This window comes from Halostella salina (genome assembly GCF_003675855.1).
Classification (GTDB): domain Archaea; phylum Halobacteriota; class Halobacteria; order Halobacteriales; family Natronoarchaeaceae; genus Halostella; species Halostella salina.
Genome location: NZ_RCIH01000009.1, coordinates 52,361 through 65,024, shown reverse-complemented (window position 1 = coordinate 65,024; position 12,664 = coordinate 52,361). Strand labels below are relative to the sequence as shown.

16 protein-coding genes and 1 pseudogene are annotated in these 12,664 nt (G+C 60.2%); 2 read left to right on the top strand and 15 right to left on the bottom strand.

The window, feature by feature from the left end:
• Positions 1-388: 388 nt before the first annotated feature.
• Complete coding sequence (locus tag D8896_RS16680; RefSeq protein WP_121823248.1) at positions 389-1,753, top strand: restriction endonuclease; 1,365 nt, start codon at positions 389-391, stop codon at positions 1,751-1,753.
• 36 nt (positions 1,754-1,789) lie between these two features.
• On the opposite strand, the gene D8896_RS16675 is transcribed toward D8896_RS16680, so the two are convergent.
• From D8896_RS16675 to D8896_RS16625, 11 genes are all read right to left on the bottom strand, one after another.
• Positions 1,790-2,740, bottom strand: coding sequence for a phenylalanine--tRNA ligase subunit alpha (locus tag D8896_RS16675; protein ID WP_121823247.1), 951 nt, complete (start codon positions 2,738-2,740; stop codon positions 1,790-1,792).
• Positions 2,741-2,784: 44 nt separating this feature from the next.
• The gene (locus tag D8896_RS16670; RefSeq protein WP_121823246.1) at positions 2,785-3,369 is read right to left on the bottom strand and encodes a hypothetical protein; all 585 of its coding nucleotides are present in this window, start codon (positions 3,367-3,369) and stop codon (positions 2,785-2,787) included.
• Positions 3,370-3,424: 55 nt separating this feature from the next.
• Positions 3,425-3,820, bottom strand: coding sequence for a DUF7567 family protein (locus D8896_RS16665; protein WP_121823343.1), 396 nt, complete (start codon positions 3,818-3,820; stop codon positions 3,425-3,427).
• A 72-nt stretch (positions 3,821-3,892) separates the two neighbouring features.
• Entirely contained in the window at positions 3,893-4,258 is a 366-nt protein-coding gene (locus D8896_RS16660) for a DUF7568 family protein (protein ID WP_121823245.1), read from the bottom strand.
• Positions 4,259-4,261: 3 nt separating this feature from the next.
• Positions 4,262-4,753 (bottom strand): hypothetical protein, encoded by a 492-nt coding sequence (locus tag D8896_RS16655; protein ID WP_121823342.1) that lies wholly within the window; start codon positions 4,751-4,753, stop codon positions 4,262-4,264.
• A 103-nt stretch (positions 4,754-4,856) separates the two neighbouring features.
• Entirely contained in the window at positions 4,857-5,273 is a 417-nt protein-coding gene (locus D8896_RS16650) for a hypothetical protein (RefSeq protein ID WP_121823244.1), read from the bottom strand.
• Between the two features lie 95 nt (positions 5,274-5,368).
• A complete protein-coding gene (locus D8896_RS16645) occupies positions 5,369-6,586 on the bottom strand; it encodes a hypothetical protein (RefSeq protein WP_121823243.1) in 1,218 nt (405 codons plus the stop codon).
• A gap of 140 nt (positions 6,587-6,726) precedes the next feature.
• A complete protein-coding gene (locus D8896_RS16640; protein WP_121823242.1) occupies positions 6,727-7,389 on the bottom strand; it encodes a DUF6735 family protein in 663 nt (220 codons plus the stop codon).
• A gap of 67 nt (positions 7,390-7,456) precedes the next feature.
• Entirely contained in the window at positions 7,457-7,837 is a 381-nt protein-coding gene (locus D8896_RS16635) for a hypothetical protein (protein WP_121823241.1), read from the bottom strand.
• 91 nt (positions 7,838-7,928) lie between these two features.
• Complete coding sequence (locus D8896_RS16630; protein WP_121823240.1) at positions 7,929-8,117, bottom strand: hypothetical protein; 189 nt, start codon at positions 8,115-8,117, stop codon at positions 7,929-7,931.
• Between the two features lie 138 nt (positions 8,118-8,255).
• A complete protein-coding gene (locus D8896_RS16625) occupies positions 8,256-9,137 on the bottom strand; it encodes a biosurfactant protein 1 (protein WP_121823341.1) in 882 nt (293 codons plus the stop codon).
• Positions 9,138-9,273: 136 nt separating this feature from the next.
• Between D8896_RS16625 and D8896_RS16620 the strand changes: the two are divergent.
• Positions 9,274-9,825: pseudogene (locus D8896_RS16620) on the top strand (DUF7342 family protein).
• Here the strand turns inward: D8896_RS16620 and D8896_RS16615 are convergent.
• From D8896_RS16615 to D8896_RS16605, 4 genes are all read right to left on the bottom strand, one after another.
• A complete protein-coding gene (locus D8896_RS16615; RefSeq protein ID WP_121823239.1) occupies positions 9,822-10,691 on the bottom strand; it encodes an SWIM zinc finger family protein in 870 nt (289 codons plus the stop codon). The pseudogene D8896_RS16620 and the gene D8896_RS16615 overlap by 4 nt on opposite strands.
• A 139-nt stretch (positions 10,692-10,830) precedes the next feature.
• A complete protein-coding gene (locus tag D8896_RS19575) occupies positions 10,831-10,968 on the bottom strand; it encodes a hypothetical protein (RefSeq protein ID WP_162991611.1) in 138 nt (45 codons plus the stop codon).
• A gap of 2 nt (positions 10,969-10,970) precedes the next feature.
• Complete coding sequence (locus D8896_RS16610; protein WP_121823238.1) at positions 10,971-11,516, bottom strand: type II toxin-antitoxin system death-on-curing family toxin; 546 nt, start codon at positions 11,514-11,516, stop codon at positions 10,971-10,973.
• 28 nt (positions 11,517-11,544) lie between these two features.
• Entirely contained in the window at positions 11,545-12,534 is a 990-nt protein-coding gene (locus D8896_RS16605; RefSeq protein WP_240452053.1) for a transcription initiation factor IIB, read from the bottom strand.
• Positions 12,535-12,664: the final 130 nt, after the last annotated feature.

The window sequence follows — 12,664 nt, the reverse complement described above, 5'->3', positions numbered from 1 at the left end:
TGGAGCATCGTACAGAGCTCCATGACGCTCTTGGCGAGGTCGAACGCCGCTGCTCGCGACCGAAGGTCGTGCTGACTGAAGAGGATCGTCCCATCGGCTCGATCGATCCGGACCAGCCAGTCCGAGGGGTGCTGGACGTGGCAAAGCACGGATTTCGAGAACTCGTAGGCGAACACGAAATGGTCGTCATCTGTTCGGCGTTGCAACCACCAGTTGTCGGGAGCGATCTCGCTGTTGCTCTCAGAATTCATTGGTAACCCGGGACGGATGTTTCGTCCCGCACCCCTTGCGGGACGAACAACAACACCAGTGCTCACATCGTTGCGACTTCGTCGCCACCGTCGGCAACGTATTTAGTTATAGCAAGATACTGTCCAATTACATTCGGATGGCTGTACTGGACGACCTCTCTGGATTCGAGTTCGAGGACTTGATGGAGGACGTCTTCCGCAACCTCGGCTACGAAAACGTCCGCCAGGCAGAGCGGACGGCCGACGAGGGGCGGGACATCATTATGGAGGAGGTCGTCGACGGCACGCGAAGGGCGATAATCGTCGAGTGCAAGCACACTGGAACGGTCGGCCGACCGGTCGTCCAGAAGCTGCACTCGGCCATCGCGACGTTCGACTTCGACGGTCCAAAGCGCGGGATGGTCGCCACCACTGGTCGATTTACGAACCCTGCCGAGGAGTACGCTGACCGGCTCCAGCGGAACGACGATCCCTATCCCATCGAGCTGATCGACGGCGAGGACCTTCGGGAGATCGCCGACGAAATCGGTCTCGATCTCTACAACGGGCGCATCGAAATCCTCTGTGACGAGACGCTCCGACCGTACGATCCGGCGGCGGATGTCGACGCACCTGTCCAGGAGGCGTTCCGCGACATCGAGAATATTGAGGCCGCGGATCTGCCGGTGCCGCACTCGCAAGTGACGTTCCGACCGGTGGTTGCGATCACCGCCGACACGAACGCTGTCTTCGAGACCTCAGTCGGTGTCATCCACCGGATCAACGACCGCACACAGTTCGTTGTCCACGCTGAGCGCGGCCATCCGAAGGTGGCCGACGACGAAGTCGCGACGCTGGTCACCGAGAACCTCCACGCGACGGTTGACCTCGATGTCGACCAGTTCGGGGAGGTCTTCGACGACGTCGAGGAGCGCCGCTTCGGCCAGACCCAGACGGAGTACAAGGAATGGGCCGTCGAGCGGCTCCAGGACTACCACACGACGACGGTGACCTACACCGGCGACAACAACGTCACGTACAACAAGACCTGTGAGCCGAACCGCTCGGACATCTCAGTGCAATCGATTGAGCCGGTGTACCTCCCTGAGGTTCGGCAGACGACAGAGATACTGGAGTACTCGTATCCGTACGAATACTATGCTGCTGGCCCCTCACGGGTCACTCTGGAGGACGGGATTCATCGCTGCGTCCACTGCGAAACGAGCGGCGTCGACGAGACGTACACCTACTGTCCGAACTGCGGGGCGATCGCCTGCGACACCCACATCAAGACCGAACGGCTCGAAGGGGAGCCGGTCTGTACCGGCTGTGCGGTGACCGAACGGTTCGCGCTGAAGAGGAAGTACTTCTACGACGAGGAGAACCTCGGCGCGTTCCGCAAGGAGTACGCCGAGATGCCCCTCCACGAGAAGGCGATGGAGAACAAGCTGCTTGCTGGCGGGAGCGTGGTTGCGACGCTGCTGCTCGTCGTCGGACTACTCGTGATCGGCGGCATCATCTAACCCGTCGTAATTTTCCGCCAGGCTGCGGGGTTAGGGTTACGAGACGCCGTATTGCTCTTTGAGCGCGATATATTCGTCCTTCTTTGGGAGGATGACTGGCAGATCATCTGTCCTGTCGAAGTTGTCCCGAAGTGGCCGATACAACGCTTTCGCAGTGGGTTCTAAGTCGTACCACTGTGCGGTCTCGACGAGTGTCTCCTGATCGATGTCCTCCGCCTCGATCAGCAGCATCGAATAGCTGACCCGCCGAGATCCGCTATCCAGAAGGAGCGTATGGCATACGACTTCAGCAGCCGTTAGCTCCTCGTCCGGAGCATACCAGAACGGAGGCTCGCCGGCGAGGAAAAACTGTAGACCATACGCTGCAAACCGGCCCAGTCCGGTCATCTCCCAGTCCGGAGCTGCTTGGAGTGCGTCCGTATCCTCAGCGGTCTGTACGCGGACGAGGGATCGGTTCGGATCGCACCACGCGATCGTGGCGCTGGGGGCGATTTCCCGGACTCGGGCTCGATGTTCGTGCTCTACAGTAGCCCGGGCGAACGCCAACAGCGGCGAGACTTCGTCATGAAGGGCGTACTTCGAATCGGCTCTGGAGAGTAGTGCTCGGTGCTTGAGCGGCGATAACGCGCTGTGGACACCTTGGCGAGTGATTCCGAGCCGGTCTGCGATATCAGCGATGTAACGTGGTCTATCGAGATACCAACACACGCGGAGTGTGGCTGGGGAGAGCAGTTCCGTCCATTCCACGTGGCTGAACTCCGACTGCAGCGTTCGATACGCTTCGGTAACTGGATGTTCCGCGATGCGGACACGACGCTGATTGCTGGACCCACGGGTTTCTGTGAGCAATCCCGCTGCGAGCAATTCGTCGAGTACGTCGTACAGATGTTCTCGTGAATATCCGGTTTCGGCCGCGAGTTCCTCAGGTGTTGCGTCACGGCCGGTACTCAGCGCGTCAAGCACAGCGAGTCCGGCCTTCGAAATCATCCGGGTCTTTCTAAACCCTAACTATATAAATACGATTTGGGATTTTACTTGACGACTGCTTCGTCCCGGACCAGTTCTGCGAGCGCGTCCTCGAGTGACCCGTGGAACTGCCAGCTCGCCTGCTCGAAGGCCTCGTCAGTCGGGCCGTCCCAGCGGGGGAACGCGGAGTGACCGCTCACTTTGACTGTCCACTCGGTCGGCTCGTCGAACGGGTTCTCCGTCGGGAGTTCGACGACGTAGAGGTACTCCTCGTCGCCGTGGATGCCGTCGGCCGGATTCTCGACGCCGTGGCCCAGCAGGAACAGCGGCTGGTCCAGGTGCTCCATATTGGACGGCTCGAGGAGATCCGCTGGCTGAGCCGCGTCGATCGTTCGCTCTGGGTCGCCATCCAGATAGAGCTCGACCGTCGAGAGCTTGTCGAGGAACACGAACGTCGCCGCCGTGTAGCCCGGTCCCCGCTCTGCACGAGTCGCATCGAGAAGCTCTTTCAGCTGTGCGAGATCCCGGAGGACGCTCCCCGGGTAGCCGTCCGAATGCCGGTACACCTGCGCGACGCGGTCGGCGCTGCCATCTGTCTCACCGGTCTGTTCGACTCGTTGGACGAATCGGAGTTGGCTCCGTGTCGACATCGGTACTCGCCGGCGCTGAAACAACACCACACAGTCGTAGCGGGATTGCAATCCACTACGCGAGATGTGAAACTTCGTCCGGTTCCTCCATGTCGTCGAATTCACCACGCTCGACCGGCTCCCAATCCTCCCCAGGTGCTGGACTCCACCAGTCGACTTTGTAGGCTCCCGGTGCACCGAGGATTTTTGCCCGTGCCGAGCCGTCAGGCAGGTCGCGACGGAGCTTCTCGTCGACATGAAGATTCCACGTCGAGTCGGTGTCGAAGCACGCGAGCACAGCCTCCTCGTAGCCACGGGTTTCTCGGGACTCCCGGAGGACGACCTGCGTGTTACAGTTCTTGCAGAACACCCCCTCAAAGGGGATGTGGGTGAAGACCTCCTGCCCGCAGACGGGACACCAGAGGAACTCGAACAGTGCCTCACTGTGTCGGTCGAGTACTTCGAGACTCATTGTTGGACCGACCCGGTTCGACCGGGTCACTCTCTCCGCCCCGGCTGAAAAATACCCTGCGTGTGTACGTTCTCAGCGTTCAGGGCCGTAGACGATGCGTGAGGGGGCTTCGTACCCACAGTCAGAGCAGTCGTACCACCGCTGGACTTTCGCCCCGTCTACTGCCTTCTCGCCGATGAGGACGTCGTCGTTCGGACACTCCGGACAAATGAGGACTGGAGCGGGCCGCTCCCGGAGCTCGTCACGGAACGATGTCGCATCCTCCGTCTCGTATCCCCGCGACCAGACCGGGTAGCCGTCGACGAGAATCACCCCGCGCCACTTGTACCGGTAGGAGTCCGGCGCACGATACAGGACGGCTCGCGCACCGGTCTCGATGTTCCGATACGCAAGCGTCGGCGAGCGGCTCTCGCGTCGCCAGTTGGTGATGGGAGGCATTATTCAGAAGTGGACGTCAGCGGGCACGATCCAGAGCTCTTCACTCTCCTCGAGGAGTCGATCCAGCTGTCCACGGTGGCGAATGCCGGTTCCGTGCTCGGTGTACAGGAAGATCGTCGGGCCGTCGTACGCACCGACCTGGTGGAAGGCGTGTCGGGCGAGGTCCTCGTCGCGCATGATCTCCTCGTCGGAGAGCTCGTCGATGGCCTCCTTCACCCGGTCGAGATTACGCTCGAATTCCTCCTTCGTCGCCTCCCAGCCGCGCTCGAGCAGGTCCTGGCCGTCATCGGAGTCGACGGGGGCTGCCGTCGGCAACTCCCCCCATCGTGCCTTCCCCGCAACGGACGTGTCCTCCTCGTCGAAGGTCACATAGTAATCGAAGACGGCGCCGGCGTGTGGGTCCGCGCCGACCAGGCGGTCGAACACCGACTTTCCGGTGGACAGCGCGTCGTCGTGCATCGATGCCTCTACGAGTGCGTATATCACCATATGCATCTCGAACACCTCGAAACGCCGACGCACCGGGGGTCGTTGCTCGCTCCAGCCGCGCCGGCACCTATCGCCGGCGCTCGAAAAACCTGCTCGTGACAGCGGATTCTCAGGCCTCGTCCGTTCGTTCGACAGTGATGGTCAGGTCGCCCGATTCGTAGTCGGCCTCGAAGTCGACCGCGAACGCGTCCGACTCGTAGGCGGCGTGGTAAGCACGGTGGCGTTCGAGCGAGCCTGTCGCCTTGAAGTGGAAGAATGCGGCCGCCGTGTAGGGATTGCTCTGTGTTTCGATCTGCGACTCGACGGATGCGGGGAGCGCGATCTGGGGCGTTTCCGTGTCGATACTCGCAGCGAACTCTTTCGCTTCCTCGACGGTTGCTTGCGAATGTGCCGGTGTCTCGCCGGTGAGCACGTTCACCGGGGTTTCCGTCTCGTCGGTGAACAGGACGCCTTCGAAGGTGTGTGTCCCGAGGATCGCCTCGGGATCCAACTCGCAGTCGTGAAACGGGTCTTCGTCTGAGGTCATCGAATCACGAGCCTACGGCGGGGCTCACCCATTCCGGCCCCTGAAAAACAGCAGCTGCCACGAAGTAGCTTGAACTAGGATGTCGCCCCACTCGATTATTTCAGGTTGAATACTTTGACAGCGACCCTGACTGGTGTACCTGAGTCGATGTTGAATCGGTACACGTCGTGATCATCGTAATCCGGTAACTCTGTCTCAAATTGCTTGTGACTCTTCGTCGCCTTCTCCGCCTTCCTACGTATCTCGTCGAACCTCGCTCTCCTAGAGAACATCATCAAACACGCATGCGAATCCCGGACCGTTAGATTCCCCAAGAGCTGGTCCATAGCGTCTACGAACTGAGCCTGTCCAGACCAGAACTTGCACTCTGCAACGAACAAATTCCGGTTTTCGTACGGAAGCAGAATATCAGTCTTTCCACTTCGGTTGAAAGACTCGCCCTGTGCAATCCCGGCGTAGTGAGAGTTGATCCCTGCGAGAAAAATATCACGCAGGGACTCCTCATCCAGATCTCGAACCCTTTCAGCAGATCGTTCGATATTCACTCCCAGATCATCAATAATCCCGAGAATCTCCAAATAATGATTGTCTGGAACAATATCCGGAGAACTGCTGTCCTCAAGCTTCGGAAGCTCAATACTCCGCTTCTTCTCAGGGACTACGAACCCCTGACTTCCAGAACCACCTGTATCGACACCGAGATCCTCCATAACCTTTGTCTTGGTTTCAACCTCGCCTCGACGCCTTTCAATCGCCGAACGAGCTTTGTTTTCAAATTTCTCCCGCATCTGCCTGATGTCGGAATTCAGGTTCTCAACCCACAACCGGACATCATCCTTCCAATCCTCGATATCAGAGTGAAGCTCCTCTTTCACCTCTTCCGCATCCCGGTTCTGCGTCCGGAAATCAAAGTATCTTACAACCTCACTCTTTCTGAGCTTGTCGTACAATGGAGGGCTGAAATTGTAGCTGCTAGGCTTGTAACGGAATAGTTTCTTATCCCCGTCAAACTGGAACTTAACCTTCAGCCTCTCGTATTTCCTAGTCGGTGTGCCTCGACCGGGGGTTGGAATCCCAGCTCTGTTTTGAACTTCTTTCTCAACCTGTCCTCCGTCCTTTTTGATAACATCGTGAAGTTCGATCTGAGAAGGAGTATATTTTGAAGAGAAAATTATCGCTAGTGAGTCCGTACTGTTCTCATCTAACTCTTCCGAGGTGAGTGATGAGATCTCGTTCTTCATCTCTTCCTGCTTCTCTCTTTTCAGGTCGAGGAAATTGTAATCACAGAATAGAGCACTTCGATTCCTTGCCATTACAGAGAAATTCACTGGCCCAATATATTGGTACTTTCCCCACCCTATGAACTGCTGACCGATACCGCTGAGTAGTCACTTCCCTGTATTCAGCACGGCTTCAGAAAACTACCAGTGGCTGAGGGTTCAAACAGAGCCAACTAGGAGTGGTTCAGGCTCGCCTTCTCGAAGGGTGACTCTCCGGTTGGAATGAGCAGCTCCTGTCGGTCCCCGACCCGCTCAGCGAGCTTCCGTTTCAGATACTGCCTCGCCGTCGACGGCGTGAAGACGCCCTTGTCGAACATGTCGCCGACGACGTCTTTGAGGGCCGCGAACTGGCCCTGCAGGTGGCCGTCGCCGACCGGCTCACCGTCGTACCAGCGCACCGTCGCGAGCGCGCCGTTCCCGACGGTCTCTCCCTGTTCGACCGTCTCCGAGTCGTACTGGAGCCCGAACCACAGCGTCCGATAGGCGGTCACCTCGAACGTCGTCGACACCACGAAGAACGCCTCGTGGTGGAGGTAGTCGAGATGGTCAGCGACGATCTCGTCGAGGGTGAGCCCGGTGGCGCGGGGTTTCGGCTCGACGACCGTCGACGGTCGGTCCTCGTCAGCGAGGTAGCCGTCGACTGCATCTGCCTCGAGGCCATCGGCAAGCTCTGCGAGGAGCTGTTTCGCCCACTTGGAGTCGGTGTCGTCGCCACCGAACGGCGACTCAGCCGAGATTCGGTGTTTGAGCTTCAGGTTCGCTGCGCCCCAATGACTGTAGTGGAGCGTGTACTGTCCGTCCGTGCGTTCGTACGCAACAAGTGCGCGATGTCCCATCGAGCAATCACCTCACGGGGCGACCGCGACTGGATCGCCCCGCACCCCTCTCGGGGGACGAACAACGCTACTCATCGATCGGGTCGAGGGAACTGAGGTCCGCGTGGAGGACTTCGCCATCGCGAACGACGTACCGCTTGGCCAGGACTGGGAAGCGGCACTTGGTGAACCCCGCCGCCTGGATATCGAGTTCTTCGTCAGCTTCGAGGTGGTCGGCGAGTTCTCGCAGGAATTCGTGGGTCACGATCCCGCCTTCGTAGTCCGTCAGGCCGTTCTCCCGCGCCTCGTACACCTCGAAGTCGTCGTACCCCCAGATGGTGAGCTCTCCGTCTTCGGTCACCTCCCAGTCGAGCGTCCCGAAGCAGTAGCTCTCACAGAGCTCGCGGACTGCCTGCGGATCCGATACGATCGCGCCAGTCGACGTTGTCGCAGCTTGTAGTGTCACCATGTCTGGACTTCACGGGGTCGCCCCCGCACCCCTGTCGGGGGCGATAAACCGACGCGAGAGGTGCCTCCCTGGGCGTGGCCGGCGACTCCAGTTAGGAGTCTGCGTGGGCGTCCGCCCCGACTCTGTCGCCCGGCCGCGTGAGAAGGCTCACCTCTTCCAGGAGGTCTCTCGCGGTCTCGACTCGCTCTCGATCCGCGTCGTCCAATCGGTCGACGTCGAGTCGGTTGAGATTGCTGAGTACACGATGCATCCGGTAGCCCTGTTTGAACTCTTGCTCCATCGGAAGCGCCTCACCACTCGCCGGCGCGGAAAGACACCCCATCGAGACTGGCGTCGGGCTTGCAGGAGCTCGCTGCCTTAACCAACGACCCTCGACGCTACTCGCAGGGTGTTGGTTAATCAACGCCCAGCACTGGCGCTACTCGAGACTGGGTCCGTAGCGAGCCGAGCCACACACCCGACACTCCCAGATCGGTTGTCCCGTCCACGCCTCATCCGGGACCGACTCGTGGGTCTTGAACTGATGGTCGGTCGCCCGTCCACAGGTTTGACAGTCGAGTTCCTGCGTCGTCGGTATCGACGACTCCTGCCGATCAGCCCCAGCTTCGCCGGCGGATTCGGTCAGCGCTATCGCTGGAACCAGCCGCACCGCGTCGTCGGCGTCGGCGAGGACTGCGTCGAGACGCGACGCGTCGCGGATGCCGTCCCCACGCTGGTCGTAGAGCCGCGTCGGGGCCTGCTCCTGACGCTCCGACGCTTCCTGCCCGTGCCACCCAGTCCGGTCACGGGCGACACTGAGAAGCCGCTCTCCCTCCTCTGACGACACCTGTACCGCGTCGGGAAGTGAGGGCCATTGCTCGGCCAGCTGGCGCGCCGGCGCCTCGTCGAGGTCGTAGATGAGCGTGTAGTCGTCGACGACCGGCTCCGCCTCGTTGGCGGAGAGGAGGTTCGCCGCGGCGCCGCCCTTCGCGACGGCGCCGTAGAACGTGGTCGACTCGACGACCAAGTGGACGATGCCGAGGCACGTCGTCGACGCTGTCTCGTTCGTTCTAGTGGCGCCACTCCCGAGATGGTTGGTGAGACAGAACCGGCATTTCGTCTGGCCGTCTGGGACTGACGCCCCACACGACTTGCACTCGCCACCGGCGGCCGTCGTCGCATCAGGATAGCCGCCAGAACTCGGCGCGATGCGTTGCCGCCGAGGGTCACTTTCACACCCGTCGTCCAGCCTCGTGTCCGGAATGTGGGACGCCTCGCCGGTCGGCCGCAGTTCTTCAAAATCAGAATATCTGTTGTGCATCGGTTGGCTCATCACTTCTGTCGGTTTCGTATTTCAATGTCCGGACGCCTATGCTCGTAACAAACTCTCGATTATGTGAGAAGGTACAATCATATATGAGAGTAAGGCACGAACACTATTGCAAGAGGTGCCACGCATGTCCGAATCTCCGCGAGATGGCGTTCAGTCGTGGGATAAGTCGATGAGCGCCCGCGACCGCATTCGGGCGGTCACCGAGTCACTTCGGGAACCCCGCTCAGTTAACTGGATCAGCGAGCAGGCCGACGCCGCCTGGAGCACGACCAACTAGGAGCTCCAGGATCTCGTCGACCAGGGCCAATTGCGTCGCGTCGAGGCCGGCGAGACGACGCGTTATCAGCCGGAATACACGCGCCTGCTCTTCGAGGAAATCCGTACGCTCATCGAGGAGAACACGCGCGAGGAGCTGCGCAGCGAATTGGCCGCGATCACCGAGGAGATTGAGGAGTGGCAGGCGACCTACGATGTCGAGACGTGGGAAGAGCTCGAACAGTCGCTCGCCGACGGCGATCTCGCAAGTGCCGAGCTCCGCGAGCGCCGTGACATGATTACGCGCTGGGAGGAGAATCTGGAAGACCGCCGACTCATCAAGCACGCGTTGGCACTCTACTCGGATGTCGAAGCCGCTCGCGAACAAATGATCGACGTGGCTGCCCGCGATACAAACTAATTCTCGTGATCTTCGAACTTGTGGGCGTCATCGAAGGCGACACAGCTATCGCAGGACGACTCATCCGCCCTTTCCCGGAGATCGACTGCTGCCTTCTCGAAGTGTTCCGCGAGGAACGGTGTTCCCGATGTCGCCCGCTCCTCAAGGAATGCGACGGCGTCAGTGACCGCATCAGCGTCGCGCACCGCAGTCGCGGCACAGTCGACATATCCGTCGAGCGCCCGACTGAATGCACGTGAGAAGTGGTCGTACGCGCCGTCGACGCGCTCCATGTTGTCGTCGAGCGACTCGACGAGTGCCCGGTAGACGGTCGCCGCCGACGCGTGCCGCCCCTGCTCGCGGTACTTGTTCGCGAGATCGAACCACTGCGTGAAGTCGATGGGGTCGAAAACGACGTGGTACTTAGGGTTCGTCTCTTCGAACCGCCGATCGATCGAGGCACGAAGCTCATCAGCCGACTGGCTCGTCGGCTCGCCGACGCGGGCGAGAAACCGGGCGCGGAGATCCGCATCGGTCGCGAGTACGTCACGCAGGAACGCGCGGAGTTCGTCGGCGTCGGCGCCATTGAGTGCGGCGTCGAGTTGATCGCCTTCGTCTGGTGGTGGGTCGTCGACACACCGAAGCAATACGGCGACGACGTGCTTGCACGCACCCGGCCCGTCGTACGGACAATCACACCACGGGGCGAACCCGTCGGTGGCGAGGTCAACACGAACATCGTACTGACGGCTGCCGCTCAAGACGGCGGTGACGGTGCTGTCGACGCGGTGGATCTCGTGGATACGACTCTCAGCAAGATATCGTTCGCCGCGTTCGAAGACTGCGTCCGTGCAGACATCTCGAACTGTGTCCTCAGTTACGTCCATATGTGTGGACGATGGTCCAGCGCGAACGGGAAAACCGATACGTCGACCTAGCTTTCGCTCCGGGTCGGAACAGTCTCACTCTGAGAGATGTCACGTTACTGTTGTAGGACTACGTAGAACCCGCAGCTTAGAGAGAGTCCTACTCGGTCGCGAGCTCGTCGTAGATTTCCTCGTGCTCATCGAGGTCTTGGCGTCCGAGGAACCGGATGAGATACTGCCGTGCTTCCTCGGGGGACATCTCATCGGGAACCTCGGTCTGCTCACTTTCAGCGGCCATCCTTACCCCTCACTATGGGCGTCGTCGTCATAATCGTTCGGTTCGTTGGATTCCTGATCGACTGTGTCGTGCTCCGTGGGTAGCTGTTCTGTGCCCTCAATACGTGCCAGCCACAGGTTGATGGTCGCCTCGTACTCTTGGGCAAGCGGCTCTGTGTGCGCTCGTAGATACTCGATCACGTCGTCCTCATCGACACTGCCCTCATCTGTCGCGAGCGCCTTCAGAATCTCTTTGATCTCCCGATTGTAGTCAAAGCGGCGGCCATTCAGCGCGTAGAAAATTCGGGTCGACATGAGCGCCGTTCGCTTGTTGCCATCGACGAATGGATGATTCGCCGCAATGAGTCGCAGCAGATGATATGCCTTCTCGTGGAGCGACTCGGGAACCTGCCCGAAATGGCCTTCTTGGATATGTTCGACGGTATATTCGATATCACCTGGTGAAGAGATGCCCGCTGCCGTGTCCGCATCTGACTCCACGATTAACTCGTGAATGTCACGGATATCATCAGCCGACAAATAGCTGATTGACTCCGGTTCTTCGTCCATTATCGATATCCTCTGTTACAATCCTTATCTAACCTCTGCTTTTTGCAGACGCTCCTCGCCTTTCTGTATCGCCCTTGGTACCCACACTATGCTCATCGTCCAGCTGTTGTAGTGTGTCTCGATGGTTCCGAATCGTTGTCGTTGAGATGTTCGCGGCTCCTGCAACCTCGGATTGCATCAACCATCGCCCCTCCTCGCGACCGGCCTTGTAGAGACAGGCCGCTGCGAACCCGGCCGGATGGACGCCCGTCGTGACGCCGCGCTCCTCGGCCTGCTCCGCCAGAGTTCGGGCCCGCTGTCGGATCCTGTCCGGACACTCGAGGTCCGAGGCGAGGCGCGGCACGAACATGCTGGGGGAGACGGGCTCAGCGGGGAGGCCCAGCTCTTCGTTCAGCGTTTTGTACGCGTTCGTGACCCGTGACTCCGCGACGCGGGCCATCTCGCTGACGTCGTCCACTAACCGCGAGCGGCCGTTGCACCGGCAGGCTCCGTAGACGCTGGCCGCGGCGATGGCCTCGATGGACCTGCCACGAAGCAGATCCTCGTTCTGGGCGCTCCGGAAGAGCTGACACGCCTGGTCGCGAACCGAATCGGAGAGCTCGAGGGCACTCGTCAACCGACGCACTTCGCCCAGGCCGTGGGCGAGATTCCGTTCCGCTTTCGACCGCCAGCGGCCCCGGGTCTGCTCACGGCGCATCCGTGCGAGTCGCCGTCGCTTCTGCCCAGAGATCTCGTTCCCGTTGGCATCGGTGCCGCGACCGATTTCCGTCGACAGGCCGCGATCGTGGCGGGCCGCAGTGAGTGGAGCACCCGTTCGCTCGCGCTCCTCGTCGTCGTACGCCCGCCACTCCGGCCCGTGATCGATACGCTGTTCATCGATGACCAGGCCACAGTCCTCGCAGACCGTTTCGACCGCGTTCGTGGTGACCCAGCCGTCGCATTCGGGACACTGGTTGGTGCTCGAGTCCGTCTGGATGTCCTCGTCGAAGCCAGTCTCATAGATGTCTCTGATTGCCATCGTTCTCACCGTGTTTCGGGAACTCGCCCGTACAGCGAGCCCCTCACCCATTGAGGGAACAATAAACGCTATCCAGTACGGTCCTCGGTTCAGTTAATCTGAACACTACCTTCTAAGTATCCTCCGTTTA